Source organism: Pedobacter sp. ok626, assembly GCF_900100435.1.
Lineage (GTDB): Bacteria > Bacteroidota > Bacteroidia > Sphingobacteriales > Sphingobacteriaceae > Pedobacter.
In genome coordinates this window covers 90,048-109,498 of sequence record NZ_FNEX01000010.1, presented here as the reverse complement: position 1 = coordinate 109,498, position 19,451 = coordinate 90,048, and the positions used below count along the sequence as shown (strand labels likewise).

Here is a 19,451-nt window from a genome sequence, read left to right as displayed (position 1 = left end):
CATGTCTATCACAGGTTTGGCCATCAAACGCCCTATCATATTTCTGGTCTTCTTCATCCTATTGGGAGGACTTGGCTTTATTGCCTACAAAAATTTAAAATACGAGTTGCTTCCTGATCTGGCGGCTCCTTATGTAACGATTCTGACCAGCTACCCTGGTGCTTCGCCTAAGGAAGTTGAAAACAGTGTGACGAAGAAGATCGAGGAAAGCTTAGGATCGGTCACCAAAGTAAAAAAAGTGAGCGCCACTTCGTCAGAAAACCTGTCTGTTGTTACCTTGGAATTTGTTGCCGATGCCAATGCAGATCAGGCGGTTCAGGATGTCCAAAGGGCACTGAGTGGTATACTTGCGGAGATGCCCACAGGCGTTAAAACCCCATACATCGATAAGTTTAACATCAATGATCTACCGGTACTCCGGCTGGGGATCACCTCTGGTTCTACTCCTGCCGCGTTATACCAAACGATTAAGGATAAGATCAAACCACGTTTGGCTCAGCTTAAAAGTGTGGGCAGGATCACGATACTCGGTGGAGAACAAAATGAAGTGAAGATCTGGATCGATCCGGATAAAATGGCCAGTTACCAGATTTCGAATATTGAACTTGTAGAGGCCATCCGTAAGAATAACAATGATGTTCCCCTTGGAAACATCAAAGATACCGATGCGGAGCTGAGCATCAGAATGGCCGGAAAGATCACCGATCCTTCCCTGGTAGCTGATTTGCCCATCCGTATTTTTCCTGATGGCAGCGCAATCCGCGTCAAAGATGTGGCCCGTGTAGAAAATGCGGCCAAAAGCATCGAGGTGCTGAGCAGACAGGATAACGCCCCTTCTATCGGGTTATTTGTGAACAAGCAATCTGGTGCCAATGCCGTAGATGTTTCTGAGAAAGTAAGAGAAGAACTGAAACTGCTGGAAGAAGAATACAAGGATATTCAATTGAAATTTAACATTGCCCAGGACAGCAGTGAATTTACGCTGAATGCCGCTAAGGCAGTGTATACCGATTTCTTTATTGCCATTGTACTCGTGGCCCTGGTGATGCTGGTGTTTTTGCACAGTCTCCGGAATGCAGCTATTGTGCTGATTGCGATTCCAACCTCACTCGTGACTGCCTTTATCATGATGTATATAATGGATTATTCCCTCAACCTGATGACTTTGCTGGCCATGAATCTGGTGATCGGAATTTTGGTAGATGATAGTATCGTGGTTTTAGAGAACATCTACCGCCATATGGAAATGGGGAAAGAAAAAGTGCAGGCTTCCTTAGATGGCAGGAATGAAATTGGCTTCACCGCACTTTCGATCACACTGGTGGATGTGGTGGTGTTTTTACCAATGGCATTGGTTCCCGGCCTGGTGGGGAGTCTGGTGAAACAGTTCTCCCTGGTGATTGTAGTCTCAACCCTGACCAGCTTATTTGTTTGTTTCACCCTCACCCCTATGCTGGCTTCCAGATTTGCAAAATTGGAACAACTGAGTAATGCTTCATTTTTCGGGAAAATCGGACTCTTCTTTGAAAAGAAAATCAATAACCTGATCCACTGGTATACCCGGGTGCTTAAAATCGCCTTGCAGCGTAAAATGGCTACCTTACTGATTACCATTAGCTTGCTGATCGCTTCTCTAAGTCTGGTACTCACGGGCATTGTAGGTTCTGAATTTACACCGGCCACGGATAAGGGCGAACTCTCCTTATTGATCGACATGCAGCCGGGCACAAAACTATCAGCTACCGATGATGCGGTAAAGGCCGTAGAAGCAAAATTGAAATCAGTACCTGAAATCACCAAACTGTTTACCAATGTAGGGTATCAGTCGGACGGTTTTGGCGAAAATAACATTGGCAATGTAGCGTCCATCAATATTTCCTTAAAACCAGGAAAGGAACGGCGCAAATCCCTTAACGATCTGAGCAGGGAAGTTCGTGCATTGGCGATGGAAGTGCCTGGTGTAAAGGCCAGGGTTTCCCCTATCGGATTATTTGGGGCCAATGATGCGCCAATTCAGATCCTTTTGTCCGGAAATGAACGGGACAGTGTTTTTGCTGCTGCGGGACAGCTCATGGACATTATGCGTAAAACCGCTGGTGTGGTAACTCCCCGCATGTCCTCAGAAGAAGGCAAGCCCGAAATTGAGATCGAGATCAATCGTGAAAAGGCTGCATTCTTAGGCCTGGACCCGGGAGTGGTTGCTGCCAATATGAGGAGCGCCATTAATGGTTATGATGAGCTGAAGTTCAGAGGTACTGCAGAAGATGTGAATGTGAGGATTCAATTGCAGCAGGACCAGCATAACCATACCGCGATGTTGCCGAAATACAGCTTTACCAATGATAAAGGAGAATTGGTTTACCTGGACCAGTTTGCGAAAGTAGTGCTGAAATCCAGTGCCACCAACCTCCAGAGAAGGGCAAAACAAGCAAGCCTTGTACTGTTATCACAGGTAACAGGAAGACCGGTTGGTGATGTTGGAGAAGACATTAAGGCTGCGGTGGCAAAAGTTAACGTCCCTGCGGGTGTAAAAATCTCCTATGAAGGTGATCTGGAGTTGCAAGATGATGCCTTTAACCAGCTTGGGCTTGCCCTGCTGTCGTCATTTACCCTGATTTACCTGATCATGGTGGCCTTGTATAACAATTGGGCATACCCCTTTGTGGTGCTGTTTTCTATCCCCGTAGCAGCTGTAGGTGCGTTTTTAGCACTTGCCTTAACGGCGAAGAGTCTCAATGTCTTTTCCATTCTCGGCCTGATTATGATGATGGGACTGGTGGCTAAAAATGCCATCCTGCTGGTGGACCGGACGAACGAGGCCAGAGCAGAAGGCAAATCGCTCATGGATGCTTTACTGGATGCAGGAAGTACACGTTTAAGGCCTATTTTAATGACTACCCTGGCCATGGTGATCGGGATGTTGCCACTGGCATTGGCAAAAGGTGCCGCAGCAGAAATGAATAGCGGACTGGCCTGGGTATTGATTGGCGGACTGAGCAGTTCCATGTTCTTGACCTTATTTGTGGTTCCTGTGATTTACGACCTGATCACCAGAATATTAGAAAAAACATCTGGTGGAAAAACATCTGGCCGAGATGCAGAGCAGCCAAAAATTGAACTGTCAAAAGGCATTCCTGCATTATCTGGAATTGCAAAAATAACGGGGGCCTTTCTGTTGTTGCTTTTTGCAGGAAATCTGGCCTTGGCGCAAAACCGGAAATTGAGCCTTAAGGAGGCATTAGATAAAGGGCTGTCTGAAAATATACAGATTAAACAGGCGGAGCTGGAGGAACTGAAGGCCCGACATTTCAGGTCGGAAAGCCAGGGGAATTTGTATCCTGATATTTCTGCCTCGGGTGAATACTTCAGGAATGTGAAATCGCCGGTGATGTTTTTCCCGACTGTTGGTGTTGCTCCTGATGGTGCCTTAACGCTGGATGATAAAAATCTGACCCCAATAAATGCAGCCTCAAAAAACGCCTATTCCCTGACCGGAACGTTGACCATGCCTATTTTTAACAGAGAAATTTATAAAGAGATAGCGGCTGCAAAATGGGATGAACAACTGAGCAAAGTGAATACCCTACTGTCAAAAACGCAGCTAGCTGATGAAATCAGAAGGGCTTATTACCATGTCCTGGCAACAGAAGCGGGAAAAACACTGGTTAAACAATCGATTAAGCGGGCAGAATTCAATTTAAGAAACAGCCGGAATCTGGTGAAACAAGGGATGGCCGTCCCGGCAGATACCCTATCTGCATTTATCAATCTGGAATCCATGAAAATCAACGAATTGAGGTCGGATAATGAAATCCATCAATCAAAGAATTTCCTAAAAAACTTAATTCAGCTGCCATTAGCAACAGAAGTTGACTTGAGCGACGAGTTGAAGGTGGATGCAGCTCCATTTACAGGAGTAGCGTCATTGGACTTAGGGGATAGTATAGTCCTTGAAAACCGTCCGGAAATGATTAGGAACAACATTCACATCAAGGCTGCCATGAATCAGATCGAACTGCAGAAAAGTAAATGCCTGCCAAGCCTTAATTTCATCAGTCAGTATCAGCTGCAGACTCAGGCAGAAAATTTCAGGTTCGGGGATTACGAATGGCCGAACAGTATGTTTGTAGGTCTCCGGTTGACGGTGCCTATTTTCTCTGGATTTAAAACGAGCAACAGGGTAAAACAAGCCCAGACCAGTGTTAAGATTGCTGAGTTGCAAAAAATACAGTTGAATCAGGACATGTCTTTGGAATTGCTAAATGCGAAGAACAACCTGAGGACCACCTGGCTGGAATGGGAACACCAGGGAAAAATCATTCCTTCCGCAGAGCGGAACCTTCAGCTGATCAGCAGCAGGTGGCAAAAGGGTGTGGTGAAATACCATGAGGTTGCAGATGCAGAGCTGAGCCTGATTCAGGTTAAAAATAACCACTTACAAGCCGCTTATGCCTATTTGATGGCGCAAACGGCTTATCTCAGAGCCAGTAATCAACTTTTTTAAGTTCCTGATAAAAATATATCTAATGCTGTTGTTGATTCTCGTAGTTTTGTTTTTGATCCCGTTTAAAACCATAAGATCTTGATTCTGATGCAAAAATTAACTTACCGGTTGTTTAGATTCTACGGATACCCTTTTCTAACAGTAATCATTTACTTATTGTTCTTTTTCATGATCAGTGATGATCACATGAAATCCTATGCTGATTATACCTTTTACGATTATTTCCTCGAGTTGTTTTACCTGAGTTATTTTGTCATTGTGACGATAGAATCAGCGATCCTGATTACCAGGACACTCAATCAGTTTTTACCCTGGGAAAAATCACCGGTCAATCGTTTTCTCTTACAGCTGATCATCCAGATCGTGCTGCTCACGGTGATGTTTTATGGAACATCAATGTTGATTCAGGCGGTTTCATTAAGTGCTTTTGAATTCCTGACGGAGCTGCTGATCCGCCAGGCCCTTGTGCTCGGTGTACTCATTTCTTTATTGAATACCGCCGCTTTTACGATAGACTATTTTTTGCACAAATGGACTGATGCAGAGCTGGAATCCGTGAAATTGAAGCAATCGGTGACGCAGGCGCAGCTAGATGCATTAAAAGCCCAGATAGACCCCCATTTTTTATTCAATAATTTCAGCACGTTGACGGCTTTGATTGAAGAAGATAAAGACATTGCGGTTAAGTTTCTTCAGCAGCTTTCTTCCGTATACCGGTATTTACTTTCCAACCGGAGTCAGAGTGTCATTGCTTTGAAAGAAGAGTTGTCTTTTATCAGGTCCTATTTCTTTTTGTATGAAATACGTTATGGGGACCGAATTGCATTATTAATAGATATTCCTAATGAAATGTTGGGCTCAGGGATCGCTCCTATTACCTTACAATTGCTGATAGAAAATGCGATTAAACACAATGTGATCAGTGTATCTGAGCCCCTGCACATCCGGATCTACGGATTAAAAGATCATCTTTTTGTAGAAAATAACATCAACCTGAAAACCCATGTAGAGTTAAGCTCTAAGATGGGTTTGAAAAACATTGAAGAACGATACCTTTTATTATCGAATAAAACCCCTGTCGTTATTGAGACTTCAAATCGCTTTCAAGTTAAAATCCCCCTGCTACCCTATGACCATAGATAGTTTAATTATAGAAGATGAATTGCCCAACGCCAGGCGATTAGAAAAGCTGCTCAATGAATCTGCTTATCCTGTTCAGATCGTCGGGCGGCTGCAGACGGTAAAAGAGGCCGTCATCTGGCTGAAGAGCAACCCCGCCCCTTCCCTGATTTTCATGGACATCAGGTTAAGCGATGGGCTGAGCTTCGAAATTTATAAAAACGTAGAGCTGCAGGCACCCGTGATTTTTACTACAGCTTATGATGAATATGCGCTGCAGGCATTTAAAGTAAACAGTGTGGATTACCTGTTAAAGCCAATTGATAAAGAGGCATTGGAACAGTCACTTCATAAATTCAGTATGCAACAACGTAAACCGGATTATGAGGCGATGATACAGTTGTTTGGTCAGATTCAATCAAAGCAGATTATTTATAGATCCCGTTTCCTGATAACTTTCAGAGATCAGCTGATTTCTGTTGCAGTGGAAGACATTGCCTATTTTGGTTCTTCATTTAGAACCACATTTCTGGTGACTCATAAAGGAGAGAAACACTATATCAGTCAGACGCTGGAAGAGCTGGAAAAAGAGATTAATCCTTCGTTATTTTTCAGGATCACCAGGCAATATCTGGTCTGTAATACTGCGGTATGCAAAATACATGTCTTTTTTAACGGTAAGCTCAAAGTAGAATTGCTGCCTCCTGCGGAAGAAGAAGTAGTACTGAGCAGAGATAAATCCATTGCTTTTAAAGAGTGGCTGGACAGATAAACTGGTTTTCCTAAAACAACGTTATATACAAGAGCGCTAAACTAGCGACAGACAGTTCCTTATAAGATGCCTTCAAATGCTTTAAAGCCTGTGTAATCTGATTCTCTACCGTTCGTTTTGAAATACCCAGTTGCTCCGCAATCTCATCATTAGATAAATTGTCTATCCTGCTTAACCAAAATATTTCTTTGCATCTTTTGGGCAGCCCCAGTAAACATTGATCCAGCTGGGTCTCAAAATCCTTGTGGTTTAATCTCAATGCTCCATTGTTGTAGTCAACCGCACTATCCAGGTCATCATATTGTTCTATATAATCAACAATGGAAACCTTTGCAGCCTTAAGGTATTTAAAAACATGATACTTAGTCGTAATATACATGTAGTTACTAAAGTTCTCTATTTTTAAAGACTTACGTCTATTCCACAGTACTACAAAAGCATCATGTAAAATCTGTTCGGCGGCCTCTTCATTTTTTAAATAATAAGCAGCAGTTTTATATAACTTTTTCCAATGCCGGTTATAAAGAACAGCAAAGGCCTGAGAATTATCTTCAACAATAGAATCCCACAATTCTTTATCTGATAACTGTTCAAGTGTCATATCTGGTTTTCCTTAAAAATAGAGAATATTTTTTAAATCTTCAATCCATAATTCCCCTTACTTAACATATTAAATAAAACTTGTGCGTACCATCTCGCCAGGTAATCGTTTGGATAGTTTACATTATTCCCAGTCATATATTTAAATTGTGTGTGTTTAAAATTACTTTGAGGCCATCAGGATTTGCTGAGTTCCTCCTTTTAAGATCAGTTCTTTTCCTTGCCAGATAAATTTCCCTTTCAAACTTCGCGGAAGTGTTACCATACCTTCAACACCGTTTTTACCTTTCCTTTTTAATTGCAATGCAATTTCACCATCCGGGTGTAACATCGTTGCGTTCACTTCAGTTAATTCGCCCAATGCAGGCTTAATTTCTACAGTCCTAAAGCCTGGCAGAGCCGGATTGATCCCACAAATGGTCGATAAAAAGTCATAGCTCGGGCTCGCACTCCAGGCATGGCAGTCAGAACGCGCAGGTTCAGGTTTTTCAGCAAACGTAGTTAAGCCCACTTTAAGCATGTCACGCCATGGTTTTAATTCCGCATAATATAAATCGCCCATACCTATTTTTTTCATCGCCTGGATCAGGTAAAACCTAAAGTAGAAAGTAGCTTGTCCTAAACTTTCATCATGTAAAAGCGTTTGCATCACACTTGCTTCTTTTTCTTTCGGAATCACATCAGCCAGTAAAGCCATAATACCTGCATGCTGACTAAACTTTTTTTGTTCGGGTGTATTGGCCATCGCGTTTTTACTTTCCACAAAACACTGCTTATAAGTGGCTTCGCCAAGCTTAGCCGCCAATGCTTTGTAATGATCAGCTTCTGCCGATTTTCCAAAATATGCATACAACTTCGCAGCCTGTTGCAGGGTATAAATATATTGCAGGGTAATTACAGCCGAATTACCATCAGTTGCACCGTCGGGAACGCCACCTTTAAATACATCTGTATAATCCACAAAATTCCACCATTTCATGGGGCCAAGCATATTTTGTCGTACATCTATACGATCTTCATACCAATCCAATACACCTTTTATTCCAGGCATAAAATCCTTTACAAATGCATCGTCAGCTCTATGCATCCAGTAATCATATACCATAGAAACCCAGAATAAGGAATACGGTGGTATCACCTGAACCCGATTGCTAGGGTACCGCCCCTGCGTTAAACCCTCTGGCACCCGAGAGTTCAAAAAATCCAGCATTGCTTTTCTCATCAGCCTATCGTCAGCAGCCACATACAATGAAATTAAAGCCTGGATACGTGTATCTCCCTCATATTGCAATTGCTCATAATACGGACAATCAAAATAGGTTTCACCTGCGCAAAGCCTTGCTGTCCGCCAGCTTACCTCCCATAAATCCTTTAATGAAGCATCATTACTGCTAAAAGTAGCCCGTTGTTTAAACGGATAGCCAGTATATTTCCCGTAAAAATCAGACAACACCAGTGCTTCGTTTTTAGTTACAATATCCATCTGAACATAACGGTATGTTCTGAACCATAAAGGCCTGAAAAGCCTATTCTTTCCCCCATCAGGCTCAAAAATATCATAATTACCAATCACCGTTTTGCCTTCAATTTCATTCCGGTCGCCTTTTTCTTTGTCCTTATCAACCAGTGCTTCCGTATAACTCAAAGTAAGCTTAGCCCCGGCACCACCGCTAACCAGCAGTTCAGGATAAGCGACCGTATTAAAAGACTGATCAAGTAAAATACTCACCTTGCTATGAGCCGCAATCGTTAAAGGCTGTTTCCCTTTTAAAAAATCATCACCTACCTTAATCCCATCTGTACGCCTCACAACGGCAAATCTTTGCATCCTTTCTTCCATGTGTGGAATATTACGTGGACTCAGAGTCCAGATGTTATCCGTTCCATATCCAGAAGTAACCGGATGTACTATCCCTGCAGCATTCTTCCATTTACGATCATCATAATCAGCCTGTTCCCATCCCCATGGATATTTAGTCCCATCCACCTGGTCTCCTGGCCCAATTACCATATAGGCTTCCAACCTCTGTCCATTATCTAAAGAACAGGGTTTATAGGCTTCATTAACCATCACTTTATAGTCACCATTCGTATTTACCTGTTCTTCATTTTTAGTATCACCCTGTACCACAAAAGCAGTCTGATCAGACATTTGTGCTACCGCTGCATGTACCCCCATGTTCCATACCTTGGCAGCAATCACATTTTTACCAGGCTTTAAAAAGCTGCCGATGTCTATCGTTTCAAAATACCAATTGAATTTGTCACCCCGTGCAGGTCCGCTCAATACAGCAACTCCATTCACAAACAAACGATACCGGTTGTCTGCAGAAACATGAATCACAAATCGCCCCGGCTTCTTCTCCAGGCTAAAAGTCTTACGGAAATGATAAACACCATAGTCACGTTGTGGTACGCCCGGACAAGTGATCCAGGTAGCAGGCCATTCCCCCTTTAACAATACAGGGTTAACGGGCAAATCCTGACCTTTAACCTGCACAAAAAAGAAACAAACAAAGAAAAAAGCAAGACGGTAAATCCTCATGAGAAAGCTTATTTGTTGGCTGTAGCAATTAATTTTAATCCTTTAAATTGAATTCCACAATCAAATGTCCCCGGTACCTCCCAGCCAATATTTGTACTCGCAATACTTAAGTCTGCCAAACTTGTAGTACTCATATACCCTGTCGACTTTGCCCTATTAAATGCAACAATCAGCTGTGGATAGATATCTTTGTTAATCGAAATCCAATTCTTATCATGTAAAGATCCTTCAAACAAAGTATTTGCGGCTACTGCGAATATAAATTTCTTCGTCGCATCCACTTTACCTAAATCCTGTGCTGCATATTCCGCCATATCTCTGTAACGGTAATCGTATAAAGGCAGTCCAAACCAAAAGAAATCACCATAACCTGCCGACTGCTTATTTATGTTCTGGACCAACAGGTATAAATTAATCTGTGCAGTATGCATTCCGGCATTATAATCTGCAGCCATTTTATTTTCAGCAAACATCAGCTTTGCACTAATGCTATAATTTAACGTCTTCATGTTAATAAGCTTTGTCTGGTTGGTGCCTTGCTCTAATAATAAATGCGGCCATTCTTCTCCCTCTTTTCTCGGGGCCCTATATTCTTTTGACGCATAAACCTCCATATTTACCAAGGCCTCCCCTCCTACTTTTAAAAAGGATAACTTCTTGCCTTCGTTTTTATAGATCACACTATCATTCTTAATTTCAGGAGTTACACCCAGTAAATTAAACCTACTTCCCCATTGTGCAACTTTCCAAACAGGCTCCCCATTTGTTTTACCAAAAGGATAAAGCTGATCAATAGGGGCGGAATTGGAAGAACTCAAGCCCAGCAGGTTAATCCCTTTCAAAAACTGTTGATCAGAAATGATATCAATAGTTTCTGTTTGCTTAATTATCGTTTTTACATCGAGTGTATCACTTTTACAGCTGTAAATTAAAGTAACACTCATTAACATGGTCAATATATATCTTTTCATAACAATCGTTTAAATCTGTTTTTTAAATGCCTAAAAACTGTCTGCCAGCTCTAAGCTTAATCTTTTTATCACGCCAGATCAACTGTCCTGCAATACCATCCGGTAAAGTGATCTCAGCCTCCAGTCCCTGTAGGCCTATTCTTTTCAGGTCCACAACAATGTTTCCTTTAGGGTGCGGCATTACGGCAGAAAGACTGGTTAATGCACCCAACTGAGGCGCTATGTTTACCGTACCAAAACCTTTACTGCCGGGTGTAATGCCACAAACAGTAGCCAGAAAATCATAATTAGGACTGGCACTCCAGGCATGGCAATCCGATCTTGTGGGCTCGGGTGTTTCCGCGAAAGTGCTCAAGCCCATCGCAATCATATCTTTCCAGGGTTTCAGCAATTCCAGGTAGGCATCAGCCATCCCTGCTTTTTTCATGGCTTGCACCAGGTAAAACTTAAAATATAAGGTAGCCTCCGTGATGTCCTTCTCATTTAAAATCTTATGAATCATTACTTTTTCAGATCGGGGATTAAACATCCCAGTCAATACACCCAGAATATTGGCATGCTGACTAAAAGCATTTTTGTCAGGCGAATCTGCCAGCAATCCTCTTTCCTTATCCCAACAACGTTCGTAAGTAGCGGTTACCAATTTCTTTGAAAGGGCTGTATAACGGGCTGACAAATCCTTTTCACCATAAGCAGCAAAAAGCTCTGCAGCCATCTGCAAAGAATAGACAAACTGTAGGGTTAAAATAGATGAATTTCCATTTATGGCACCTGAAGGAACACCTCCGATAGGTTGCTGATCAGTCCACGGCCCGAAAGACCAATCAACAAAATTCCACCAATCCATCCCTCCCATCATTCCAGTTTGGTCTATCTGTTTCTCGTACCAATCCAATACGTTCCTTATGCCATTCAATTGCGCTTTAATAAATTGATCATCCTCCCGGTGCATCCAGTAATCGTAAACCATATTTGTCCAATACAATGAAAATGGAGGAATAACCTGTGGCTGTGCAGATGGATATCTGCTCTGCGTTAAACCTTCCGGTAACTGTGAATGCCTAAACTGTTCAATAGCGTTACGCATCAAACGGTCATCGCCAGACACATACAAAGAAATCAGAGCCTGTATACGGGTATCACCTATATACTGCAGTTGTTCATAATATGGACAATCATAATAAGTTTCACCAGCACAAAGTCTTGCTGTATGCCATCCTGTTTTCCAAATCTGATCCAGCGAAGTATCATTAGACTTAAAAGAAGCCAGCGCTTTAAAAGGATAAGCTGTAAATTCAGCAAAAAAATCCTCAATTACAAGAGGCTCCTCCTTCGTCTCCACTGTCAGTTCCAGGTAACGGTAAGTCCTAAACCATAAAGGTTTAAAGCTCCTGTTCATCCCACCATCCGGATTATACCGATCATAAAAATCACTGTCCAGTATTTTTCCGCTGATCTCATTTCTATTCCCTTTATGTCCCTGCCCGTCAGTAAGTGCTTCAGCATAGCCTATGCAAATTCTCGCTCCTTTCCCGCCAGTTACCAAGAGTTGCGGATAAGCGGTGGTCAGCTGCCCCTGATCAAGCAATAACTTTACTTTTTTATATTTACCAATACGAAATGGTGCTTTTTTCTGAAAATGTAAACTGTCTACATCTATTTGCTCAGTACGCCTTACCAGCCCCATCCGTTGGATGGTATGTTCCATAAAAGGAATATTTCTAGACACCAGCATCCAGTCCCAATCCTCAAATTTACCATAAGGCACACCCCTGCTTAATAAACGAGGTTGCAGCCATTCCTTATCGTTAAAACCAAATCCTTCCCAACCATAGGGATACTTACTGGCATCTACCTCATCTCCGGGGCCAACAACTGTTCTTGCAGTTTTTTTAGCTGGTACAACATAAGCTTCATTTTTATACACTTTCCAATCTTCAGCGGTATTTACAATTTGTTCCTCATCACTATTGCCCTGTACAATAAATCCAATTTTATTGCTCATCTGCGCGAGTGGCTTAAACTCACCAAAATTCCAAACCACTGCAGCCAATATATTTGTTCCGGCATTCAATTCCGCAGCAATATCAAAGGTTTCAAAACGCCAGTGTCCCAGATCACCACGTGCAGGTCCCCGACATACTTCCTTTCCATTTACATATAAAATGTAACGGTTATCGCCCGAAACATTAATGACAAACTTCTTCGGGTGCTCTTTTAAAGATATCGTTTTTCTAAAATGATAAACACCATATTCTTTTAATGATCCGTTAGGATAAGTAATCCAATGCGCATTCCATTTTTGGTTCAGCAAACCGGCATCAACTTGTGCCGGTTGCTGACCAAATAGAAGTGCCGAATTCATAACCAGCGTTAATAATAAAAGAGGCAGCTTCATCTGTTGTTAATCTTTAATCAGCCTGATGCTGAATTTGAATGATTTATCGTTGTCATAGCGGTAAAAACTCGACCTGCTCGTGTCCATATCACGCCTCCATGCAGCACTTGCATTTGATGCCGTAGAACTCCACCAGATCCCTACAGATCCCATGGCGAATCTTCCGCCTCCGGTATTGATCCCATTACCACCTGCAGCAAAACCAAAATCATCTGTTGCACCCACATTAGGCGCATCCCAATAGGCTTTACCGACACCTTTCAACCTACCTGCAGATCCGGCGCCAAGATATTGCTCCAGCTGCGTCCATTCTGCATCGGTTGGCACATGCCAGCCTGATGGTGCAATTTGCCTTCCATCTGCTGCCGAATGCCAGGTATACAACATTCCCCTGGTAGCGTTATAAGGATCGTTCTTATCCAGATCAGTAATCAGATCTCCATTTCTAAAATGAGTAACCTTTAAATCAGTTGTCATCCATACCTGGTTGCCTATCACTACAGAATTGTAAACATTGCCATCATAGTCTGTTATCGGTGGCATTGGGGTCGTAATTTTAATGATTTCTCCATAGCCAACTCCACCAACATTTACGGCATAAGCACGTACCCTGTAGGTCATACCAGGTGTTAAACCCGTTAAATTGGCACTAAAACTTCCAGCACCAGCACCCGCTTCAGCCTTTGAATCGTTGATGGTAGGCAAATCACCCAACGACCAACAAATTCCTCTTGATGTTACCGTCTCACCATACTCAGTAATTTTCCCGCCACTTTTTGCTGTCGTTCCAGTCAACTCTGTTATTGGTGTTGTCGTCAGTATAGCAACCGCGGCAGTAGTTGTAAAAGATACCTCAGCACCATACGCTGTACCCGCCTTGTTTGTTGCATAGGCTCTTAAATAATAGGTTTTCTTCATATCCAGTTTGGTAATATTACTGGCAAAAGCACCTCTCTGCGGCCCATTGGTGGTTTTAAAATCGGCCGGTGTCGGATTAGGACTTGCGCTCCAGCAAACACCAGAAACGGTTACGGTGCCCCCGCCATCAGAAACAACTTCTCCTCCACTCTTGGCTGTCGACTGAGAAATATCGGTAGGCCCCGAGGTAGTCACCACTGGCAGCTCTACAGGCCCATTCTCTTTATCTGTTTTTTTACATCCTATCTGAAAGGTTAAAATAGCTGCAACAGAAAAAATTATATATATGATTTTATATTTCATGGTTTTCATTTTTTACAGGAATTAAATTACCAGCCGGGATTTTGATTCGCACCAAAATCAGGGATGTTGGCTGCATCATTGATAGGAATAGGGAAAATCAGGAATTTATCTGCCCATGCACTTCTACGTTCAGAAACAAAACGCTTATAGGAAAAAGAATTCCCCCCTGTTTTTGTAATCTCCATTCCTGTAAGCACTTTGTCTGTTTGCGAAAGGATTTTCCACCTGCGAACATCCCAGAAGCGATGCTCTTCAATAGCAAGCTCTACTCTGCGCTCCCTTCTAATCCGCTCCCTCATTTGATCTTTCGTTAATCCCAAAGGCAGATTAGGCATGCCAGCTCGATTTCGCACTGTATTAATAGCATCATAAACATCCTGAATTGGGCCTAGATTTTCATTTTCTGCTTCTGCATAATTCAGATAGATCTCTGCTAATCTATATTTTTTCCATTTGGCATTAGAAGATTGTCCCACTTGAATTTTAGGATCAATGAACTTCCTCAGGTAATAACCAGAGTGTGTATTTACCTTATTTGGGGGACTTTTTAATAGTTGATCAGATCCACCTGTAAAAGTCTCTATGGTGTGTACCTGCCCAGAAATGTTATCGTATGCAGCGCCATTATACCATACAGTGGCGTAAAAACGAGGATCACGTCCCTCGTAAGGATTAGTTTCCAGGTAACCTGATGCCGCATTTATTACAGGTTGAAGGTGATCTGCATCCAGGTACCCCGTAATTGCAGGCATCCCTGTAACTTTCATATCATAAGCATCAACCAATTCCTGAGAAGGATTTGTACCTGATTTACTAGAGCCCGATCGACTAGGGATTCCATTCATGGAAACAAAATTCGGATCTCCACCTTCAGGCCGTTCATATATGGTTTCTTTATCACGCGGCGTATTGTTGATATCCGTCTGACTTAAAAAATATTCTCCATAATTGTCTGCAAGTTTATAGTTGTTGTTCGCAGTCAACGTAGTTAATGCTATTTTTGAAGCCTCAGCTGCAGCCTTCCATTTGCTAATCTCATTACCTGGATTCCATAATGGGCTCGCATTATACAGCAATGCCTGCGACTTAATCGCATGAGCGATTGCCCTGGTAAAACGACCTCTTTCTGTCTCAATTGTTATTCTTAAAGGCAAATCATTAGTCGCTATAGCCTGGTCGCAGTTTTGAACGATAAAATCAGTACAGGCCTGGAAACTTGGCCTTGTTAAACTCTTATAGTCAAAAGATCCGGAAAAAGATTTATCGACAACGGGCATTGGCCCAAATTGTTTAATCAATTCCAGGTAATAAAATGCTCTAAGCACTTGTGCCTCTGCTCGCATACGATTTCTGTTAGTTGGACTCGGCACATTCGCCTTATCTATATTTTCCAGAAAAACATTGGCATCCCTTATTCCTGCCCAATAAGTATTATAACGAACTCTACCCGCACCTTGTCCATCAAATTCCAGCGGGTTATAAGAAGGTGTCAATCCACCATTTATCCATTGTGCTGACATGATGTTCGGTGCATTACCCACATCGCCATCCTGTGATTCATCAGTAATCACAGAAAGAAAAGAATAAAACTGATAGCGCCAAAAGTAACTTGGGATAGAATTATATACTGTATTTAAATAAGCTTCGGTTCGTTTTTCATCCTTAAAAACCTCTTCTAATGTTATCCTTCCATCCGGAGTAATGTCAAGAGGATCTTTCTTGCAACCTTGTAAGCCGATAAATATCAGGAACGAGCAAATCATTATTTTTTTCATATCGTTTGCTTTTAATATTAAAATGTAAAGTTTACGCCTGCATTGTAGTAACGGGTAACCGGGTACACGTAGTCCCCAGTCAGCTCCGGATCAAAATTCTTGGTCGGCAGTCTATCCCAAGTCACCAGATTAAGTCCATTCACATAAAATCTGATTGATTTCGCCCGCAATTTCTTTGCAATACCAGTCGGAATGGTATAGCCCAGTTCGACGTTTTTTAACCTGATGTAACTGGCATCCATGTAAAAGAAGGAGTTGGTTGTTTCATTTGGTGAAGGCTGTGTGGTCAACCTCGGGTATCGAATTTCCTGTCCCTTAGCAGCACGCTCTTCAGTCCAGCTATAGGCATGCCATTCAGAATAATTGTACAATGGCCAGTTTCCGCGCCCACCATAAAAACTCATGACATTGGTTACTCCCTGAAACAAGGCACTAAGATCAAAGTTTTTATAGTTGACGTTGAAGGCAGCACCAAATGTATATTCTGGTACTACAGAATAAGCCATAGGCGCAACATCTTTACCATCTACGACACCATCCCCATTCAGATCTTTGTATTTAAAATCACCAGGTCTGGACTCATGACCACCTACATTCTGCACAGGAGAATTTGCTATGTCTGCAGCATCTGCAAAATAGCTTTCAATCTCATATCCCCATTGTTGTCCAATTCTATAGCCAGTTTGACGATAACGGTAAGCATAATCTTCAGGTAAAATTGCTTCATCAGCATTTATTTGTTTGTTTCTCGCATAATTTAAATTTAGCCTGGTAAAAATAGAAAGGTCAGGATTGATCTGTTTCTTATAATTTAATTCAATCTCGTAACCTTTATTGTTAATCACACCAATATTAACCGGAGGAAGGGATCCATTAGGCAATCCATTAAGGGCAGGCACTGTGCCTCTTGTCCTTAAGATGTTATTCCTTTTTTCATTAAAAACATCAACGACTAAATTTACGGCGCCAAATAACCCAAGTTCCAAACCTATATTGGCTTTTTTAGCTACTTCCCACTGTAAATCTTCATTTCTCAGCAGATTGGTAGTGATGATCTGTCCATTGCCTAAACTCCCCGAATACCCGCCCCCATTTACCTGTATATCATCCAGGTAAAGGAATCTGCGTCCGCCAATCCGGTCATTTCCTACCTCACCATACGATCCTCTTAACTTCAACAGATTTATTATATTATTTCCTTTCAGAAAATTCTCTTCAGATATTAACCATCCAGCCGATACTGCGGGGAAAAATCCAAATCGCTTTCCTTTAGCAAATTGTTCCGATCCATTATAACCAGCATTTAACTCCATAAAGTAACGATTGTTATAACCATAGGTCATACGTGCAGCAAATCCCCTTAAATTATAAGGTAATTCCTGATTGATACGGGTTGACTGGTCCTGAAAAAGTAATAAGCCACTTACGGCATGTTTACCAAACCTTTGGTTATAATTTAATGTAGCCTGCAAATTGGTCAGGGAAGTAAAATACCGACCGCCCCAAATACTTAAAGGCGTATCTTTATCTGCATTAAATGGTCTGTAGGTAAGTGATGGTTGTCCATTTTCATCCAGTTGGTTTTCGTCAATAACTGGTATCCATTTTTCATAATACTTTGCGGCAAACATATTATTGATCGTTTTGGAATCGAAAGACGCTACAGCTTTCACAGATAAACCTGGAATTATGGACGCCAACGATTGTTCCATTCCATAAGTAGCTGTGATATTTGTTCTGGTTTGTTGAATGTACCCCGATCTGTTGATTTGTCCATAAGCCGGATGCGGAACCGCACTAGTTGTAATTACTTTACCGTCTGGGGTAAGCGGTCCTGGAATGGTAGCATCTAAATCATTGGCCAAGGCCAAAATCCAGTAAGCCGGCGTATTGTTTTCCAGGTTATCATTGGTGTCTCCGCCTAAGTAATTAAATACACCGATAGGTGAATTTCTTTTTTCCAGATAACCAGCGACATTTAAAAATGCTTTTAAAGATTTATTGAGCTGCACGTCCACGTTCGAGCGGAAATTATAACGATCTAGTTTAAAGCCAGGGTCATACTTCAGGTTTTTTTCAGTTTTAAACTGCCCACCCTGGTTTAACATTCCGGCATTGATAAAGTACTTCGCCGCAGCTGTTGCCCCTGAAACGTTCAGGTTATAGCGTTGCTGGAAAGCATAATCTTTTAACAGGATATCGTTCCAATTGGTATTTGGGTATCTTAAAGGATCAGTTCCCGATCTATATTTTTCAATGGCTTCTGCCGAATAGGCATAAGGGAGACCATCGTTCCTTAAAGCCAGGTTCCTAAGCGTTGCAAATTCTGCTGAGTTTACAGGCGTATTGATTCTTGTAAAATCCTGTGCTGCCGCTTCCATACTTAAATTAATTTCAGGAACGTCAGACACCCCTCTTCTTGTAGTGACCAAAATCACACCATTCGCTCCTCTTACCCCAAACATGGCAGTTGAAGAAGCATCTTTCAATATCGTAACCGATTCCACCTCATTAGGATCTATACTGACCAGATCTCTTTCAATACCGTCTACCAGGATAATGGGTGCCTGTCCATTCACAGTTCCCTGTCCCCTTATAAAAAGGTTGGTGATATCACGACCGGGCTCACCACTTCGTTGAATAGCGGTTAAACCTGGAAGTCTACCCGCAAGCGTCACGGCTAGATTTGCTGCCGGGCTTTGCTTAATTTCCTTGGTTTGTATGGAGGCAATTGCACCTGTAACGGTGGCTTTCTTCTGACTACCATAACCTACCACCACAACCTGTTCCAATCCTTGCGAACTAGCTCTTAGCGTGACGTTGATAATATTTTTACCAGTAACAGGTAATTCTTTGGTTTCGTAGCCCATATAGCGAAAAACCAGCACATCACTCTGGTCTTTCGAAATGATCTGATAATTTCCGTCATGATTCGAAATGGCAACAACATTACTGTTTTTTACCTGTATCGTTACCCCGGGTATGGGTAGATTTTGCTCGTCTGTAACCTTACCTGTTATGGTTACATCTTTCATCTCTTTTTGTTTAAGTGGCTTTTCGATGGGCTTTATGGTCACCGTTTTCTGGTTAATCATATACGAAAAAGGTTGCCCTGCCACACACTTGTCCAGCACTTCGGTTATACTGGCATCTCTTAAAGATATGGTGATGGATTTAGCAGTTTTTAGCAATGCTGAACTATACACAAAGTCGTAACCACTTTGCTTTTGAATTTCCAGGATAAGGTCTTCCAAATGGGCATTTTTAGCCATAATGGTTACCTTTTGAGCATAGGAACTAGCATTTACCTGAACTATAGCGATGAGCAACAGAACGCAGGTTAACTTCATAATGCGAACAATTTTTAAGTGAACAAAGGAGTGTCTCCTGCACATTAATGCAGTAAAAATTTTATACATTTGGTTGTTTGGTTAAATTGACAATTGTTGTTAACTACACAATTTTAGCGGTTACCTCACGCAGCTTAGGCTGGCAAACCAGGGGCGGTGCGAACGCTCCTGGTTTAATTAACCATTACGATCTTTT

The 19,451-nt window shown here is 42.0% G+C and carries 10 protein-coding genes; 3 read left to right on the top strand and 7 right to left on the bottom strand.

Going from position 1 to position 19,451, the window contains the following annotated elements; translation table 11 throughout:
• Window position 1: 1 nt before the first annotated feature.
• From BLS35_RS15125 to BLS35_RS15115, 3 genes are all read left to right on the top strand, one after another.
• Complete coding sequence (locus BLS35_RS15125; protein ID WP_090782487.1) at window positions 2–4,504, top strand: efflux RND transporter permease subunit; 4,503 nt, start codon at window positions 2–4, stop codon at window positions 4,502–4,504.
• Between the two features lie 87 nt (window positions 4,505–4,591).
• Window positions 4,592–5,647 (top strand): sensor histidine kinase, encoded by a 1,056-nt coding sequence (locus BLS35_RS15120; protein WP_090782485.1) that lies wholly within the window; start codon window positions 4,592–4,594, stop codon window positions 5,645–5,647.
• Window positions 5,634–6,395 (top strand): LytR/AlgR family response regulator transcription factor, encoded by a 762-nt coding sequence (locus BLS35_RS15115; protein ID WP_090782483.1) that lies wholly within the window; start codon window positions 5,634–5,636, stop codon window positions 6,393–6,395. Before BLS35_RS15120 ends, BLS35_RS15115 begins: the two co-directional genes overlap by 14 nt.
• Window positions 6,396–6,405: 10 nt before the next feature.
• Here BLS35_RS15115 and BLS35_RS15110 read toward each other — a convergent pair whose 3' ends face one another.
• From BLS35_RS15110 to BLS35_RS15080, 7 genes are all read right to left on the bottom strand, one after another.
• Complete coding sequence (locus BLS35_RS15110; protein ID WP_090782481.1) at window positions 6,406–6,996, bottom strand: RNA polymerase sigma factor; 591 nt, start codon at window positions 6,994–6,996, stop codon at window positions 6,406–6,408.
• A 162-nt stretch (window positions 6,997–7,158) separates the two neighbouring features.
• On the bottom strand, window positions 7,159–9,540 hold the full coding sequence (locus BLS35_RS15105) for an alpha-L-rhamnosidase-related protein (protein ID WP_090782479.1): 2,382 nt from the start codon (window positions 9,538–9,540) through the stop codon (window positions 7,159–7,161).
• An 8-nt stretch (window positions 9,541–9,548) separates the two neighbouring features.
• Window positions 9,549–10,511: a hypothetical protein gene (locus BLS35_RS15100; RefSeq protein ID WP_132226000.1), complete on the bottom strand. Its 963-nt coding sequence runs from the start codon at window positions 10,509–10,511 to the stop codon at window positions 9,549–9,551.
• Window positions 10,512–10,533: 22 nt separating this feature from the next.
• Window positions 10,534–12,876, bottom strand: a complete 2,343-nt coding sequence (locus BLS35_RS15095) for an alpha-L-rhamnosidase-related protein (protein ID WP_207909117.1) — start codon at window positions 12,874–12,876, stop codon at window positions 10,534–10,536.
• 39 nt (window positions 12,877–12,915) lie between these two features.
• The gene (locus tag BLS35_RS15090; RefSeq protein ID WP_165973317.1) at window positions 12,916–14,130 is read right to left on the bottom strand and encodes an FISUMP domain-containing protein; all 1,215 of its coding nucleotides are present in this window, start codon (window positions 14,128–14,130) and stop codon (window positions 12,916–12,918) included.
• Between the two features lie 26 nt (window positions 14,131–14,156).
• Window positions 14,157–15,905 (bottom strand): RagB/SusD family nutrient uptake outer membrane protein, encoded by a 1,749-nt coding sequence (locus tag BLS35_RS15085; RefSeq protein WP_090782469.1) that lies wholly within the window; start codon window positions 15,903–15,905, stop codon window positions 14,157–14,159.
• A 17-nt stretch (window positions 15,906–15,922) separates the two neighbouring features.
• Window positions 15,923–19,255 (bottom strand): TonB-dependent receptor, encoded by a 3,333-nt coding sequence (locus tag BLS35_RS15080; protein WP_165973318.1) that lies wholly within the window; start codon window positions 19,253–19,255, stop codon window positions 15,923–15,925.
• Window positions 19,256–19,451 lie beyond the last annotated feature (196 nt).